Origin of the sequence: Blastococcus sp. DSM 46786 (assembly GCF_900109665.1) — a bacterium.
Lineage (GTDB): Bacteria > Actinomycetota > Actinomycetes > Mycobacteriales > Geodermatophilaceae > Blastococcus > Blastococcus carthaginiensis.
The window spans coordinates 93,187-108,933 of sequence record NZ_FOAO01000012.1 but is presented as its reverse complement, the minus strand read 5'-3'; the positions used below and the strand labels follow the sequence as shown (position 1 = coordinate 108,933).

Here is a 15,747-nt window from a genome sequence, read left to right as displayed (position 1 = left end):
CCCGGCGGCGGCGGGCGCGGTCCCGCTAGCATGGTGCGGGTCCCCCCTCTGCCAGCCGCAGGAGTCGCCGTGGCCTCCGAAGTAGCCGCCGACGCGGCTGCCGCGCGGGCCGGGGCAGCCACCGGTGGGGTCGTCGCCGAGCCCGTGGCCGAGGCGCCCGTGCGCAGCCCGCTGCCCGAGCGCCCGGCGGTCCGCCGTCCCGACGACGTCGGCGCGGAGCCGGACGCCGAGCCCGGCATCCCGCGCCGGCGCGTCCGCGACCGGCTCGCCCGCCGGATCGTCGCCGGCCAGCGCAGCGGCCTGGTCCGGCCGGTCCTGGAACCGCTCGCCGCCCTGCACCGGCAGAGCCACCCCAAGGCCGACCTGGTGCTGCTGCAGCGGGCCTACGACGTCGCGGAGAGCGCGCACAGCAGCCAGAAGCGCAAGAGCGGCGACCCCTACATCACCCACCCGCTCGCCGTCGCCACCATCCTCGCCGGCCTCGGCATGGACACCACGACGCTGATCGCGGCGTTGCTTCACGACACCGTCGAGGACACCGGCGTCACCCTGGAGACGATCACCACCGACTTCGGCTCGGAGGTCGCCCACCTCGTCGACGGCGTCACCAAGATCGACAAGGTGAAGCTGGGCGACGCGGCCCAGGCCGAGACGATCCGCAAGATGATCGTGGCGATGTCCCGCGACCCGCGGGTGCTGGTCATCAAGCTCGCCGACCGGCTGCACAACATGCGCACGCTGCGCTTCCTCCCGCCCGAGAAGCAGGAGAAGAAGGCGCGCGAGACGCTGGAGATCCTCGCCCCGCTGGCCCACCGGCTGGGCATGAACACGATCAAGTGGGAGCTCGAGGACCTCGCGTTCGCCACGCTCTACCCCAAGCGCTACGACGAGATCGTGCGGCTGGTCGCCGAGCGGGCGCCCTCCCGCGACACCTACCTGGCCGAGGTCACCGCGTCGGTCACCGAGCAGCTGCGGGCGGCCAAGATCGAGGCCGTCGTCACCGGCCGCCCGAAGCACTACTACTCGATCTACCAGAAGATGATCGTCCGGGGCCGGGACTTCACCGACATCTGGGACCTCGTTGGCATCCGGATCCTGGTCGACTCGGTGCGCGACACCTACGCGGCGCTGGGCATCATGCACGCCCACTGGCAGCCGGTGCCCGGCCGGTTCAAGGACTTCGTGGCGATGCCGAAGTTCAACATGTACCAGTCGCTGCACACCACGGTCATCGGGCCGCAGGGCAAGCCGGTCGAGCTGCAGATCCGCACCCACGACATGCACCGCACCGCCGAGTACGGCATCGCGGCGCACTGGAAGTACAAGGAGAAGGCCCGCGCCGGCGGCAAGCCCGCGGCGGGGGAGAGCGGCGCGCCGCCCAAGGCCGGCTCGGCCGACGACATGCTGTGGCTCCGCCAGCTGCTGGACTGGCAGCGCGAGGCCCAGGAGCCCGGGGAGTTCCTCGAGACCCTGCGCTACGACCTGGGGCCTCAGGAGGTCTTCGTCTTCACGCCCAAGGGCGACGTCGTCAGCCTGCCGGGCGAGTCCACGCCGGTCGACTTCGCCTTCGCGGTGCACACCGAGGTCGGCTACCGCACCATCGGAGCCCGGGTGAACGGCTCGCTGGTCTCGCTGGACAGCAAGCTCTCCAACGGCGACGTCGTCGAGATCTTCACCTCGAAGTCGCCCACGGCCGGCCCCTCGAAGGACTGGCTGACCTTCGTCGGCTCCTCGCGCGCCCGGACGAAGATCCGCCAGTGGTTCACCAAGGAGCGCCGTGAGGACGCGGTCGACGCCGGCAAGGAGGCGCTGACCCGGGCCATGCGCAAGGCGGGCCTGCCGCTGCAGCGGCTGCTCGGCGGCGAGGCGCTGTCGACGCTGGCCAAGGACCTGCGGTTCGCCGACGTCACCGCCCTCTACGCGGCGGTGGGGGAGCACCAGCTCTCGGCCGCCTCCGTGGTCGAGAAGCTCATGGCCGCCCTGGGCGGCAGCGAGGGCGCGGCGGAGGACATCGCCGAGACCGCCATCCCGACCCGTCGGCCCTCGACGCGGCGCACGGCCCGCGGCGACCCGGGGATCATCGTCCACGGCATGACCGACGTCTGGGCCAAGCTCGCCAAGTGCTGCACCCCGGTGCCCGGCGACGAGGTGCTCGGCTTCGTGACCCGCGGCGGGGGTGTCAGCGTGCACCGCACCGACTGCACCAACGCCGGGGACCTGCGCAGCAAGCCTGAACGTCTGGTGGAGGTCGAGTGGGCCTCCTCGCCGGGGTCGGTGTTCCTCGTGGCCATCCAGGTGGAGGCCCTCGACCGGCACCGCCTGCTCTCGGACGTGACCAAGGCGCTGGCCGACGAGCGGGTGAACATCCTCTCCGCATCGGTGCAGACCAGCCGCGACCGCGTCGCGATCAGCCGGTTCACCTTCGAGCTGGCCGACCCCGCGCACCTGGGCGCGGTGCTGCAGACGGTGCGCAACGTCGAGGGCGTCTTCGACGTCGAGCGCGTCACCGCCTAGTCGGCCCGGAGCCCCCAAGCCACCGCCGACGCCGGCTTGGGGACCGTGCTCTGTGCTGTGGGCACCGCCCCGGTGCTGACTCAGACGTGCCTGATGTCGACATGCGCCGTGCGCGCCGCCGGGATCCGCGGGCGCCCGGCCACCACGTCGAGGTCGAGGGCCTTGCCGCGCTGGCGGAACAGGGCGGCGAACGTGTTCGCGCGCAGGCCGACGCGGGCGCGGAGCGTCACCCGGCCATCGGCAGGGAGGTCGAGCTCGACGGGTGCACTGGCTTGCGGCCACAGGGCGACACGGACCGTGTGCTGCCCGCCATCGATCGTGATGTCAACGCTGCCCTCACTGCGCAGGGCGGCCACCCGGTTCCCGTCGACGAACACCTGCATCCGGCCGACGAGCGGGGCGCCGTACTCCCGGTAGACGGTGATGGTGGCCACGAGCGCGACACCCTACCGACCCTGCGCGGTCGCTCTGCCTCTGCCCACGTGCTCCCTGATCTGGCGAGGAACGACGAGAGCGCCGATCCCTTCGGGGACCGGCGCTCTCGTCGTGGGCTGGGCGCGTGCTAGACGACGGCCATGTCCTCGATGGTGACCGGGATGTTCGGGGCGCCGTCGCCCGGGCCCTCGGCTCCCTGGACCCCGCCGGCGGCGACCGCGTCGAGCACACCCAGGCCGGCCTCGTCGATCGTGCCGACCACCGTGTACTCCGGGGGCAGCTCGGTGTCGACGAAGGTCAGGAAGAACTGGCCGCCCGTGCTGTTCGGGGCCGCGGTCTTGGCCATGGCGACGGTCCCGCGGGGGTAGGTCGTGTCCGGGGTGACCTCTTCGGCGTACTTGTAGCTGGGCCCGCCGGAGCCGGTGCCGGTCGGGTCGCCGCACTGCAGCACCCCGAAGGTCTCGGCGTCGACCAGCCGGTGGCAGGGAGTGCCGTCGTAGAAGCCCTGCTCGGTGAGGTACGTGAAGCTGGCCGCCGCGCAGGGGGCCTGCGCCCGGTCCAGGGTGAGCGTGAGGTCGCCCTGGTCGGTGCTCATCAGCACGGTGGCGGTGCCCTGCGTGGGCGTGGCCTCCGGGTTGGGCGGGGTGCCCACGTCGGTGAGGTTGGTGTTGCCCGACTCGTCGGGCAGGTACTCGCAGGTGACCGTGCCGTCGGCGTTGGTGGTGCGCGCCGCCGACGAGGTGGCCGCCGGCGTGGTCGGCTCGGCCGCCAGGTCGTCGGTCGCGTCGTCGCCACCGAACACGTTCGTGATGAGCAGGGCGGCCCCGACGACCACGACGACGGCGAGCGCGGTGAGCAGCAGCCCGAGGTTGCGGCGGCGCTTCTTCGCCTGGTCGGCGCGGCGCTCCAGCTGGCGCTGCAGGTGGCGCTGCGCGGCTTCCCGACGCTGCTTGTTCGTGGGCACGGGGGCGGACTCCTCGGGCGGACGGGGCTTCGTGGGCGGCCGCGACGGCGGGCGGCGGCGCTGGTCGGGGTGGAAGTCTAGGTGGCGGGACTGGACGTTCCCTGGCAGCGCCGGAACCCGCGTGCGCCCCCGCGTAACCTGCACGGGTGCTCATCCGTTCGTTCCCCGCCGGCGCATTCGGCACCAACTGCTACGCCGTGGCGTCGGGACCGGGGCAGGAGTGCGTCGTCGTCGACCCGGGCATGGACGCCGTCGAGCCCCTCGCCCGGTTGCTCGCCGAGGACGGTCTCAAGCCCGTCGCCGTGGTGCTCACCCACGGGCACCTCGACCACACCTTCTCGGTGCTGCCGGTCTGCGACGGCTACGACATCCCCGCCTACCTGCACCCCGACGACTCCGGGATGCTCAGCGACCCGGCCCGCTGGCACGGGCCCGCGCTGGCCCCGCTGATCACCGGCGTCCGGCTGCCGGACCCGTCGGACGTGAAGTCGCTCGACGACGGCGCGGTGCTGTCGCTGGCCGGGGTGGACCTCACCGTGCGGCACGCGCCCGGGCACACCCAGGGCTCGGTGGTCTTCGAGCTGGACCTCGGGGAGGCGCCCGGGCTGCTCGCCGGCGACGTGCTGTTCGCCGGCTCGGTCGGCCGCGTGGACCTGCCCGGCGGTTCGTGGGACGCGATGCTCTCGTCGCTGCGCGACGTCGTCCTGCCGCTCGCCGACGAGACGGTCGTGCTGCCCGGCCACGGCCCGGCGACGACGATCGGCCGCGAGCGGGCGACCAACCCTTACCTGGCCGAGGCCGCGGCCGCGCCGAAGGGGCGGGGGTTGTGAGCGAGCTTGCGAGCTCACCAGAGGACACAGCAGCTCCGCGAACGCGGCTGACGAGCTGGGGGCACCTCCCGCTTGCGGGGGACAGCGAGGAGGACACGTGAGCGGGCTGACCGCGCCGAAGGGCACCTTCGACACGCTGCCGCCGGACTCCGCCCGCTTCCTCGCCGTCCGCGACACGCTGACCGCGCCGCTGCGCCGGGCCGGCTACGGCTACGTCGAGACGCCGGTGTTCGAGGAGACCGCCGTCTTCTCGCGCGGCGTCGGTGAGTCCACCGACGTCGTCACGAAGGAGATGTACACCTTCACCGACCGCGGCGGTCGCTCGCTGACCCTGCGCCCCGAGCTCACCGCCGGGCTGATGCGCGCCTTCATCGAGCACCGCCTGCACGGCGGCGCGCTGCCGGTGAAGCTGTGGACGGTCGGCACGGCGTTCCGCTACGAGCGGCCGCAGGCCGGCCGGTACCGCCACTTCACCCAGGTGGACATGGAGGCGCTCGGCGTCGACGACCCGGCGCTGGACGCCGAGGTGGTGGCGCTGGGCGTGCAGGGGTTCCGCGACCTCGGCCTCACCGACTTCGAGCTGCTGCTCACCTCGCTGGGCGACGCCACCTGCCGGCCGCAGTACCGCGAGCTGCTCGTCGCCTACCTCGACAGGCTGGACCTCGACGAGGAGACCCGGCGCCGGGCGGCGATCAACCCGCTGCGGGTGCTCGACGACAAGCGGCCCGAGGTGCAGGCGCAGCTCGACGACGCCCCGCTGATGGTCGACCACCTCTCGGACTCCACGAAAGCCCACTACGACGCCGTCCGCCAGCACCTCACCGACCTCGGCGTGACGTGGACCGAGGCGCCGAAGCTCGTGCGCGGGCTGGACTACTACACGAAGACGACGTTCGAGTTCGTGCACCACGGCCTGGGCGCGCAGTCGGCCATCGGCGGCGGCGGGCGCTACGACGGGCTGTCGGCGGCCCTGGGTGGCCCTGACGTCTCGGGCATCGGGTACGCCGTGGGCGTCGACCGCACGCTGCTCGCCGTCCAGGCCGAGGGGCTGGACGTCGGCGTGGCCGCCACGGTGCAGGCGTTCGTCGTCCCGCTGGGGGCCGAGGCCAAGCGGGTGGCGGTCCGGCTGGTCGGGCAGCTCCGGCAGGCCGGGGTGGCCGCCGACACCGTCTACGGCGACCGCGGGCTCAAGGGCGCGATGAAGGCCGCCGACCGGTCCGGCGCCACGCACGTCGTCGTCGTGGGGGACCGGGACCTGGCCGAGGGCGTCGGCCAGCTCAAGGACATGCGCACCGGCGAGCAGGTGGCCGTCCCCGTGGGCGAGCTGTTCGACCGGGTGCGTGCGAGTGTGGAGGGATGAGCATGGAGCAGCGACCGCTCGGGAAGACCGGGGCCGAGGTCGGCGTGATCGGGCTGGGCACGTGGCAGCTCGGCGGTGACTGGGGCGACGTCGACGAGGACACCGCCGCCGAGGTGCTCGACGCCGCGCTCGACGCCGGGGTGACCCTGCTGGACACCGCCGACGTCTACGGCGACGGCCGCTCCGAGGAGCGGATCCGCAAGGCGCTCGCGCCCCGGGCCGACCGGCCGTTCGTGGCGACCAAGGCCGGCCGGCGCGCCGACCCGTTCGAGGCCGCGCAGTACACGCCGGAGAACCTGCGCGCCTGGGTCGACCGGTCGCGCCGCAACCTCGGCGTCGACACCCTCGACCTGGTGCAGCTGCACTGCCCGCCGACCGCCGTCTATTCCGACCAGCACGTGTTCGACACCCTCGACGGGTTCGTCGCCGACGGCTCGATCGCCGCCTACGGCGTCTCGGTCGAGACCGTGGCCGAGGGGCTGACGGCCCTGCAGCACGAGGGCGTGGCCACCATCCAGGTCATCCTCAACATCTTCCGGCGCAAGCCGCTGGAGGAGCTGCTGCCCGCCGCTGCCGCCGCCGGCGTGGGCGTGCTCGCCCGCGTCCCCCTGGCCAGCGGGCTGCTCACCGGCAAGTACGACGAGTCGACGACCTTCCCGGCCGACGACCACCGGAACTTCAACCGCAACGGCGAGGCCTTCGACGTCGGCGAGACCTTCGCCGGCGTGCCGTTCGACGTCGGCGTCGCCGCGGCCCGCGAGGTCGCCGAGATCGCCGGCGACGCGGTGCCCACCGCGGCGTTCGCGCTGCGCTGGGTCATCGACCAGCCCGGCGTCACCACCGTCATTCCGGGGGCGCGCAACGTCACCCAGGTGCGCGGCAACGTCGCGGCCGCCACCATGGCGCCGCTGTCGGGCAGCCAGCTCGCCGACCTCGAGCGCGTGTACGACGAGCGCATCCGCGCCCACGTGCACGACCGCTGGTAACCCCCTCCCTGTCTCTCTCGAAAGGCACCTCCGTGCTCCGCACCCACGACGCCGGAACGCTGCGCGCGTCCGACGCCGGCACCACCGTCACCCTCGCCGGTTGGGTGGCCCGCCGCCGCGACCACGGCGGGGTGGTCTTCCTCGACCTGCGCGACGCCTCCGGGTACGTGCAGGTCGTCGTCCGCGAGGAGGAGGCCCACCACCTGCGCAACGAGTACTGCGTGCTCGTCACCGGCGAGGTGCGGCGTCGTCCGGAGGGCAACGAGAACCCCGAGTTGCCCACCGGCGAGATCGAGGTGGCGACGACGGAGCTGCGGGTGCTGTCCACCGCGGCGCCGCTGCCGTTCCCCATCGAGACCGACCAGGCGGCGTCCGACGACGTCCGCTACCGGTACCGCTACCTCGACCTGCGCCGGCAGGGCCCGGCGAAGGCGATGCGGCTGCGCTCGGAGATCAGCCGCATCGCCCGCGGGGTGATGGCCGGGCACGGGTTCACCGAGGTGGAGACGCCGAACCTCACCCGCTCCACCCCCGAGGGCGCGCGGGACTTCCTGGTGCCGGTGCGCCTGCAGCAGGGCAAGTGGTATGCGTTGCCGCAGTCGCCCCAGCTGTTCAAGCAGCTGCTGATGATCGGCGGCCTGGAGCGGTACTACCAGATCGCCCGCTGCTTCCGGGACGAGGACTTCCGCGCCGACCGGCAGCCGGAGTTCACCCAGCTGGACTTCGAGATGAGCTTCGTCGAGCGCGACGACGTGCTCGCGATCGCCGAGGACGTCGTCCGGGCGCTGTGGCGGGAGCTGGCGTCCTACGAGATCCCCGAGATCCCCCAGATGACCTACCGCGAGGCCATGGACCGGTTCGGCTCGGACAAGCCCGACTTGCGCTTCGGCATCGAGCTGACCGAGCTCACGTCGTACTTCTCCGGCACCCCGTTCCGGGTCTTCCAGGCGCCCTACGTCGGTGCCGTCGTGATGCCCGGCGGCGGCTCGCAGCCGCGGCGGGCGTTCGATGCGTGGCAGGACTGGGCCAAGTCCCGGGGCGCGCGCGGTCTGGCCTACGTCACGATCGCCGAGGACGGCACGCTCGGCGGCCCGGTCGCCAAGAACATCTCCGACGCCGAGCGCGACGGGCTGGTCGAGGCCGTGGGTGCTGCGCCGGGCGACTGCGTCTTCTTCGCCGCCGGTGCCCGCCGCACCTCGCAGGAACTGCTCGGCGCGGCCCGCAACGAGATCGCCAAGCGGCTGGAGCTCATCGAGACTGGCTCCTGGTCGTTCCTCTTCGTCGTCGACTTCCCGATGTTCGAGGAGACCGAGGACGGTGACTGGACCTTCATGCACCACCCCTTCACCTCGCCCACCCCCGAGTGGCGGGACCGGTTCGCCGAGGACAGGGGCGCGGCGCTGTCCGACGCCTACGACATGGTGATCAACGGCAACGAGGTGATGAGCGGCTCGGTCCGCATCCACGACGCCGAGCTGCAGGAGCGGGTGTTCGAGACCCTCGGGATGTCCCGCGAGGAGGCCCGCGAGCGGTTCGGCTTCTTCCTCGAGGCCTTCGCCTACGGTCCGCCGCCGCACGCCGGCGCCGCGCTCGGCTGGGACCGGCTCTCGGCGCTGCTCTCGGGCGTGGAGTCGATCCGCGAGGTCATCGCCTTCCCGAAGACCGGCGCGGGGTTCGACCCGCTGACCGGCGCGCCGACGCCGATCACCGAGGCGCAGCGCAAGGAGGCCGGCATCGACGCGAGGCCCGAGGAGCCGGCGTTGCCCGGCGAGCCCGGCGCGCCGGGGCCTTCGGACCCGACGAAGTAGCCGTTCGCCCTTCCCACGGTCGTCGGCCGGCCAGGGCGAGGTGCTGCCGGGACAGTAGGTCTCTGCCCACGTGGGGTGGGCAGAGAGCGACTGTCCCCGGGAGGTCTCGTGGCGGCAGTACCTCTCTGTCCCAGGTGGGCTGGGCAGAGCGCGACTGCCCCGGGCGCAGTGGTGCGGCCCGGGGCGGGTGCGCCGCCGGCCGAGAGGTCCTCAGTCGGTGACCTCGGGGGGCCACACGACGCGGAAGCGCTCGAAGACCACCTCGAGATCGTCGGCCCAGGTCCGGCCGCGCGGGGGCAGGGTGCGCCGGAAGTAGCGCTCGTGCTCGCGCAGCCAGCTGTCCCGCGTCCGGTCGTCCTCTCCCTCGTCCCAGGCGAAGGCGTCGTCGACGCTGTGCAGCGGGCCGAGCCGCAGCTCCGTCGTCTCGAGGACGCAGCGGGGCGCGCCGCTGCCGTCGCAGGCGATCCAGTGCCCGCCGATGCGCGGCAGCGGCTGGTCGTCGTCGAGGAAGTCGACGACCAGTGCGGCCGTCGCACGTTTGGTCCCGGCGAGCACCAGGCCGATGAGCTCGTCGGCCAGCGACGCGCTGTCGCCGAACTTCTCGACCGCGGGCTCCTCGAGCGGCGGAGCGGGCAGCGTGGCGGCGTACTCGCGGTACATCGCGATCGCGGCCGTGCGGTCGAGGTCGTCCGGCTGGTCGGTGGCCACGCCGGTAGTTTGCTGGACATGCCGCTGCGCGCCCGCACCCTGCTCGGTCCCGGTCCGTCCAACCCCTACCCGGAGGCGACCGCCGCGCTCGGCCTGCCGCTGCTGGGGCACCTCGACCCGCTGTTCCTGCAGGTGCTGGACGAGACCTCCGACCGGCTGCGTCAGGTGTTCGGGACGGAGAACCGGCGCACGCTCCCGCTGTCGGCCACCGGGTCGGCGGGCATGGAGGCGGCGTTCGTCAACACCGTGGGGCCGGGCGACGTCGTCGTCGTCGCGGTGAACGGCCTGTTCGGGCAGCGGATGACCGACGTCGCCGCCCGGTGCGGCGCCGAGGTCGTCGCCGTCGAGCACGACTGGGGGCAGCCGGTCGACGCCGAGCGGGTGCTGGCCGCGCACCCGTCGCCGAAGCTGATCGCCGCCGTGCACGCCGAGACCTCCACCGGCGTGCGCTCGGACCTCGAGCCGCTCGCCGCCGGCAAGGGCGACGCCCTGCTGCTCGCCGACTGCGTCACCTCGCTCGGCGGGATCCCGGTGCGGCTGGACGAGTGGGGCGTGGATCTGGCGTACTCCGGCTCGCAGAAGTGCCTGGGCGTCCCGCCGGGGCTCGCGCCGTTCACCATCTCCGACCGCGCCTGGGAGCGGCGGATCGAGAAGCCGCAGAGCTGGTACCTCGACCTCGGCATGCTCGGCGGGTACGCGGGCGAGGCCGCCGGCTCGGGAGGCCGCACCTACCACCACACCGCACCCACCGGGATGGTCGTGTCGCTGCACGCCGGGCTCGGGCGGATCCTCGACGAGGGGCTGGACGCCGTGCACGCCCGGCACGCCGAGGCCGGACGGCTGCTGCACGAGGGGCTGGCCGAGCTCGGGCTGGAGCTCTTCGCCGCGGAAGGCCACCGGCTACCGGAGCTCACGACGGTGAAGGTGCCCGAGGGCGTCGACCCGGCCGCCGTCCGCGCGGAGCTGCTCGAGCGGTACGACCTGGAGATCGGCGCGGGTGCCGGAGCGTACGCCGCCACCGTCTGGCGGATCGGGCTGATGGGCCCGAACGCGTCGCCCGCCAGGGTCGGCCTCGTGCTGGCCGCGCTGGAGGACGTCCTGGGCCGCTAGTGCCGGGATGGCGTACCGGCCGGCGCGGAGTGGCCGGACCGGACATCCCGCGGGATCGCGGGACTCGGGCAGGCTCCGTCCGGAACCCGAGGAGGAGCCATGACGACGACCCCGTACTGGATCGCGGGCCGGCCGGCGACCGGAACCGATGTGCTGGAGGTGCGGTCGCCCTTCGACGGCGCGCTCGCCGGCCGCACGACGAACGCGACCGCGGAGGACGTCGAGGCCGCGGTCTCCGCCGCCCACGACGCCCGGGCCGCCTGCGCGGCGACCCCGGCGCACGTGCGGGCGGCTGCGCTGGACCACGTGTCCCGCCGGCTCGCCGAGCGCGCCGAGGAGGTCGCCGCGCTGATCACCGCGGAGTCGGGCAAGCCCCTGAAGTGGGCCCGCTCGGAGGCCACCCGGGCGGTCTCCACCTTCCGGTGGGGTGCCGAGGAGGCCCGCCGGTGGTCGGGCACGCTGCAGCGGCTGGACACCGACCCGGCCGCCAGCGGCCGGATGGCGCTCGTGCGCCGCGCCCCGCGCGGCCCGGTCCTGGGCATCGCGCCGTTCAACTTCCCCTTGAACCTGGTCGCCCACAAGGTCGCCCCGGCGATCGCGGTCGGCGCCCCGATCGTGCTCAAGCCCGCCCCGGCGACGCCGCTGAGCGCCCTGCTGCTCGGCGAGATCCTGGCCGAGACCGACCTGCCGGCCGGCTCGTGGTCGGTGCTCCCGGTGCCGAACGAGGTGGCTGCGCAGCTGGTAGGCGATCCGCGCCTGCCGGTCGTCTCGTTCACCGGCTCGGTGCCGGTGGGCTGGTCGATCCGCGAGTCCGCCCCGCGCAAGCACGTCACCCTGGAGCTCGGCGGCAACGCGGCGGCGGTGGTCGCCCCCGACCAGGACGACGCGGCGCTGGACTGGGCGGCCACCCGCATCGCCACCTTCGCGATGTACCAGGCCGGGCAGTCCTGCGTGTCGGTGCAGCGGGTGCTCGCCCACCGCGACGTCGCCGCCGGGCTCACCGACCGGGTGGTCGAGGCGGTGGGGAAGCTGGTCACCGGAGACCCGACCGACAGCGCGACCGACGTCGGCCCGCTGATCGACGAGCAGGCCGCCCGCCGGGTGGAGAGCTGGGTCGACGAGGCCGTGGCCGCGGGCGGCCGCCTCCTCGCCGGTGGGACCCGCGACGGGGCGTCGTACGCCCCGACCGTGCTCGCCGACGTCCCGGTGGACGTGAAGGTGTCCTGCGAGGAGGTCTTCGGCCCGGTCGTCGTCCTCGACACCGTCGACTCCCTGGACGAGGCCTTCGCGCGGGTGAACGACAGCCGCTTCGGCCTGCAGGCCGGCGTCTTCACCCGGGATCTGCAGGTGGCCTTCCGCGCGGCCCAGGTGCTCGAGGTCGGGGGAGTGGTGATCGGTGACGTGCCCAGCTTCCGCGCCGACCAGATGCCCTACGGCGGCGTGAAGGACTCCGGCACCGGCCGCGAGGGTGTGCGCGCCGCGATGGAGGACCTCACGGAGGAGCGCGTCCTCGTGCTCACCGGCATCGATCTCTGAACCCGCTGGAGACGGCGAGGCCCCGGTCCTCTCGGACCGGGGCCTCGCTGCGTCGGGGCGGTCAGGACTCGATGTTGGCCATGACGTGCTTGACCCGGGTGTAGTCCTCGAGCCCGTAGAGGGAGAGGTCCTTGCCGTAGCCGGAGTGCTTGAACCCGCCGTGCGGCATCTCGGCGACCAGCGGGATGTGCGCGTTGATCCACACGCAGCCGAAGTCCAGCCGCTTGCTCATCCGCATCGCGCGGCCGAAGTCCCTGGTCCACACGCTGGAGGCCAGGCCGAGCTCCACACCGTTCGCCCAGCGCACCGCCTCGTCCTCGTCGGTGAACCGCTGCACGGTGATGACCGGGCCGAAGATCTCCCGCTGCACCATCTCGTCGTCCTGCCGCAGCCCGGCGACGACGGTGGGCTCGACGAAGAAACCCCGGTCGCCCTGCCGGCGGCCACCCGCGGTGACCTCCGCGTGGCCGGGCGCCCGGTCCAGGAACCCGGTGACGTGGGCCAGCTGGTTGGCGTTGTTCACCGGCGGCACCATGGCGTCCTCGTCCTCGGCGCCCTTCTCGTACGTGGTGGCCGTGCTCCGGGCCTGCTCGGTCAGCGCCGCCACGAAGTCGTCGTGGATGCCGGGGCCGGCCAGCACCCGGGACGCGGCGGTGCAGTCCTGCCCGGCGTTGAAGTAGCCGGCCACGGCGATCGCCTCGGCGGCGGCCTCGAGGTCGGCGTCGTCGAAGACGACGACCGGCGCCTTGCCGCCGAGCTCCAGGTGCACCCGCTTGACGTCCCGCGCAGCGGCTCCGGCCACCTCCATGCCCGCGCGGACCGAGCCGGTGATCGCCACCAGCTGGGGCGTCGGGTGCTCCACCAGCGCCCGGCCGGTGTCCCGGTCCCCGCAGACGACGTTCAGGACGCCCGGCGGGAGGATGTCGGCGGCGAGCTCAGCCAGCCGGAGCGTGGTCACCGGCGTGGTGTCCGACGGCTTGAGGACGACGGTGTTGCCCGCCGCGAGCGCCGGGGCGATCTTCCAGACCGCCATCATCATCGGGTAGTTCCAGGGCGTCACCTGACCGACGACGCCGATCGGCTCGCGGCGGATCCAGCTGGTGTGCCCGGCCATGTACTCGGCTGCGGCCTTGCCCTCCAGGGTCCGGGCGGCACCGGCGAAGAACCGGATCTGGTCGACCATCGGGGGGATCTCCTCCGACGCGGTCAGCCCGATCGGCTTGCCGGTGTTGCGGCTCTCCAGTGCGATGAGTTCCTCGGCGTGCTCCTCCACCGCGTCGGCCAGCCGCAGCAATGCCCGCTGCCGCTCCGAGGGCGTGGTGTCGCGCCAGGTCTCGAACGCATCGGCGGCGGTGCGGTAGGCCCGGTCGACGTCCTCGGGCCCGGAGACCGGCGCGGAGGCGAAGACCTCGCCGGTGCTCGGGTCGACCAGGTCCATGCGTCGGCCGTCGGTGGTGTCGGTCTGCTGCCCACCGACGAAGTTCTTCAGTTCCAGCTTCTCGGTCACGACTGATTCCTATCGGTCGGAAGTGCCTGCGCGCTAGTCTTCGCGGCGCGCAGCCGGGATGTGAACGGGATCCGTAGGTCGCTGGCCGTCCGGGACGCGCGGGCCGGGGGGCGGCGCCGTCCTACAGGGGTGGCGGCGTCGGTGCGCTCTCGCGCTCCACCTCGGCCAGGAGCTCCGAGCCGGTCACCACCTTCTCGGCGAAGTGGTGGTGCATCCACTCGAGGTGGTCCTGCCGGCTGCGCATGATGCGCAACGTGTCCCAGTTGGGGAACACCTGCTGGAGGACGTGCACCTCCATCAGCCGGGGGTCGACCTCGTAGACGTGCTCGAACGTCGTCCGGGCGACCTCGCTGACCCGCTGCGCCGCGGGCGGCGTGTGCTGGTCGGCGAAGCGGTACGGCGCGGTCGCGGCCGGGCCCGGGTCCTGCTCCTGGTCAACGTCCCTCATCGGTCGTGTCCCTCCCGTACGCGCGGTCCAGCAGGTACTTGCCGGGGTTCATGATGTTGTTCGGGTCGAGCGCGCGCTTGACGTCGAGCATCACGTCGAACCCCTTGCCGAGTTCCTGGGGGAGCAGATCGACCTCGCCCTCCCGGCAGGACCCGTGGCAGGCGCTCATCGACCCGCCGTGCGCGAGCGCCACCGCCGCGATCTCCCGCTTGGCCTGCACCCAGGCCGCCCAGGCCGCGTCGTCGAGGCGCTGCTCCCAGATACCGACGTCGATCTCGGTGAGGTAGTCCACCCCGGTGGCCGCCGAGGTGTAGGCGAACATGCCCCAGTCGTCGAAGACGTCGGTCTTGCGCCGCAGGTCGGCCAGGATCTTGTGCCAGGCACGGCTGACCGCGGGCACGTTCGAGAAGTTGACCGCGGCGTCCTCGCAGTGCCAGGACATGGGGATGACCTGGCCGTCCTTGGTGCGGCCGTGCAGGGGCGTGGCGTACCGGTCGTGCCGGGCCGCCCAGTCGCCCTCGGAGATCTCGTCGCCGAGGTAGCGGGCCCCGTGCTCCTTCGCGATGCGGAACAGCCGCTTCCCCCCGGCGCGGACCTCGTCCTCGTAGCCGTACATCACCGAGCAGACCAGCGCCCGGACGTCCGCCGGCTGCGGGATGTAGGCCTCGTCGTCGCGCCGCAGGTAGGCGACCTTGTGCTCGTCGAACAGGACGGCGCCGGCGAAGGTCGCCACCCCGGCGCGGGCCAGGGCACCCGTGCAGGCGTGCGCGTTCTCGTAGTTGTCGAACGCCCAGAACGGGGAGAGCTCGGCCTCCGGCTTGGGGAACAGCTTGAGCGTGGCCTTGGTCGCGATGCCCAGCGTGCCCTGGTGGCCCATGAACAGGTGCTTGAGCTGGTAGCCGCTCGAGCTCTTGCTGATCTTCCCCCCGATGCCGTCACCGACGTGCAGGACCTCGCCGGTGGGGAGCACGTGGTCGAAGCTGAGCACCAGGTCCCGGGTGTGGCCGTAGCGCGAGCCGATCAGCGACCAGCCGCTGGTGCCGATCCGCCCGCCGACCAGCGAGCACGGGTAGGACGCCGGGTCGTCGGGGTAGAACAGCCCGTGCTGCGCGAGCCGCTCGTTCAGCTTGAGCATGCTGATCCCGGTGCCCACCGTCACCGTGCGGTTGACCAGGTCCAGCTCGTGGATCTGGTTCATCTTCTTGACGTCGACGACGATGCCGCGCCGCATGGGCACCGCGCCGTCGGTCAGCCCGGTGCCGCCGTCCCGGGGGACGACCGGGATGCGGAGGTCGTTGGCGATCCGCACGACGGCGGCGACCTGCTCCGTCGTCCGCGGCATCACCACGACGTCGGGCACCCGCTCCGACCAGCGGTGCACCGGGAACGGTGCGGGGACGCGGGCCCGGTTGTAGCGGTCGGTCTTCGCCAGCAGGATCTGGTCGTCGTCCAGGACCGGCCGCAGGGCGGAGACGAGCTGGTGCAGCCGGTCGTCGCTGAGCGGCTCGGTGGTGAACGGCGCCGGTTCGGTGATCGTCATG

The 15,747-nt window shown here is 73.0% G+C and carries 13 protein-coding genes; 7 read left to right on the top strand and 6 right to left on the bottom strand.

Annotated elements, in window-relative coordinates:
- Positions 1 to 69 precede the first annotated feature (69 nt).
- Positions 70 to 2,514, top strand: coding sequence for a RelA/SpoT family protein (locus BMW62_RS12605; protein ID WP_091931207.1), 2,445 nt, complete (start codon positions 70 to 72; stop codon positions 2,512 to 2,514).
- A gap of 80 nt (positions 2,515 to 2,594) precedes the next feature.
- Here BMW62_RS12605 and BMW62_RS12600 read toward each other — a convergent pair whose 3' ends face one another.
- Both BMW62_RS12600 and BMW62_RS12595 read right to left on the bottom strand, forming a co-directional pair.
- Positions 2,595 to 2,948 (bottom strand): hypothetical protein, encoded by a 354-nt coding sequence (locus BMW62_RS12600; RefSeq protein WP_091931206.1) that lies wholly within the window; start codon positions 2,946 to 2,948, stop codon positions 2,595 to 2,597.
- A gap of 128 nt (positions 2,949 to 3,076) precedes the next feature.
- Positions 3,077 to 3,913: a peptidylprolyl isomerase gene (locus tag BMW62_RS12595; RefSeq protein WP_091931205.1), complete on the bottom strand. Its 837-nt coding sequence runs from the start codon at positions 3,911 to 3,913 to the stop codon at positions 3,077 to 3,079.
- A 146-nt stretch (positions 3,914 to 4,059) separates the two neighbouring features.
- Here BMW62_RS12595 and BMW62_RS12590 point away from each other — a divergent pair, with 146 nt between their 5' ends.
- The 4 genes from BMW62_RS12590 (at position 4,060) to aspS (ending at position 8,897) form a co-directional block, all read left to right on the top strand.
- A complete protein-coding gene (locus tag BMW62_RS12590; protein WP_091931204.1) occupies positions 4,060 to 4,743 on the top strand; it encodes an MBL fold metallo-hydrolase in 684 nt (227 codons plus the stop codon).
- Positions 4,744 to 4,840: 97 nt separating this feature from the next.
- The gene (hisS, locus tag BMW62_RS12585) at positions 4,841 to 6,103 is read left to right on the top strand and encodes a histidine--tRNA ligase (protein WP_091931203.1); all 1,263 of its coding nucleotides are present in this window, start codon (positions 4,841 to 4,843) and stop codon (positions 6,101 to 6,103) included.
- A gap of 2 nt (positions 6,104 to 6,105) precedes the next feature.
- Complete coding sequence (locus tag BMW62_RS12580) at positions 6,106 to 7,089, top strand: aldo/keto reductase (protein ID WP_091931202.1); 984 nt, start codon at positions 6,106 to 6,108, stop codon at positions 7,087 to 7,089.
- A gap of 32 nt (positions 7,090 to 7,121) precedes the next feature.
- Positions 7,122 to 8,897 (top strand): aspartate--tRNA ligase, encoded by a 1,776-nt coding sequence (aspS, locus tag BMW62_RS12575; RefSeq protein ID WP_091931201.1) that lies wholly within the window; start codon positions 7,122 to 7,124, stop codon positions 8,895 to 8,897.
- 210 nt (positions 8,898 to 9,107) lie between these two features.
- Here aspS and BMW62_RS12570 read toward each other — a convergent pair whose 3' ends face one another.
- Positions 9,108 to 9,605: an ASCH domain-containing protein gene (locus BMW62_RS12570; RefSeq protein WP_211435107.1), complete on the bottom strand. Its 498-nt coding sequence runs from the start codon at positions 9,603 to 9,605 to the stop codon at positions 9,108 to 9,110.
- Between the two features lie 18 nt (positions 9,606 to 9,623).
- Between BMW62_RS12570 and BMW62_RS12565 the strand changes: the two genes are divergently transcribed.
- Both BMW62_RS12565 and BMW62_RS12560 read left to right on the top strand, forming a co-directional pair.
- Entirely contained in the window at positions 9,624 to 10,715 is a 1,092-nt protein-coding gene (locus BMW62_RS12565) for a pyridoxal-phosphate-dependent aminotransferase family protein (protein ID WP_091931257.1), read from the top strand.
- A gap of 99 nt (positions 10,716 to 10,814) precedes the next feature.
- Positions 10,815 to 12,251: an aldehyde dehydrogenase family protein gene (locus tag BMW62_RS12560; RefSeq protein ID WP_091931200.1), complete on the top strand. Its 1,437-nt coding sequence runs from the start codon at positions 10,815 to 10,817 to the stop codon at positions 12,249 to 12,251.
- A gap of 61 nt (positions 12,252 to 12,312) precedes the next feature.
- Here the strand turns inward: BMW62_RS12560 and BMW62_RS12555 are convergent, their stop codons facing one another.
- The 3 genes from BMW62_RS12555 to BMW62_RS12545 form a co-directional block, all read right to left on the bottom strand.
- The gene (locus BMW62_RS12555; protein ID WP_091931199.1) at positions 12,313 to 13,758 is read right to left on the bottom strand and encodes a gamma-aminobutyraldehyde dehydrogenase; all 1,446 of its coding nucleotides are present in this window, start codon (positions 13,756 to 13,758) and stop codon (positions 12,313 to 12,315) included.
- Between the two features lie 121 nt (positions 13,759 to 13,879).
- Positions 13,880 to 14,206, bottom strand: a complete 327-nt coding sequence (locus BMW62_RS12550; RefSeq protein WP_091931198.1) for a hypothetical protein — start codon at positions 14,204 to 14,206, stop codon at positions 13,880 to 13,882.
- Positions 14,193 to 15,746, bottom strand: a complete 1,554-nt coding sequence (locus tag BMW62_RS12545; RefSeq protein ID WP_091931197.1) for an FAD-binding oxidoreductase — start codon at positions 15,744 to 15,746, stop codon at positions 14,193 to 14,195. Before BMW62_RS12545 ends, BMW62_RS12550 begins: the two co-directional genes overlap by 14 nt.
- Position 15,747 lies beyond the last annotated feature (1 nt).

Bases quoted from the DNA above. Each gene is read 5' to 3' on its own strand.
- BMW62_RS12580 (WP_091931202.1), top strand. From the start codon at position 6,106: ATGGAGCAGCGACCGCTCGGGAAGACCGGGGCCGAGGTCGGCGTGATC.
- BMW62_RS12565 (WP_091931257.1), top strand. From the start codon at position 9,624: ATGCCGCTGCGCGCCCGCACCCTGCTCGGTCCCGGTCCGTCCAACCCC.
- BMW62_RS12560 (WP_091931200.1), top strand. From the start codon at position 10,815: ATGACGACGACCCCGTACTGGATCGCGGGCCGGCCGGCGACCGGAACC.
- BMW62_RS12550 (WP_091931198.1), bottom strand. From the start codon at position 14,206: ATGAGGGACGTTGACCAGGAGCAGGACCCGGGCCCGGCCGCGACCGCG.
- BMW62_RS12545 (WP_091931197.1), bottom strand. From the start codon at position 15,746: ATGACGATCACCGAACCGGCGCCGTTCACCACCGAGCCGCTCAGCGAC.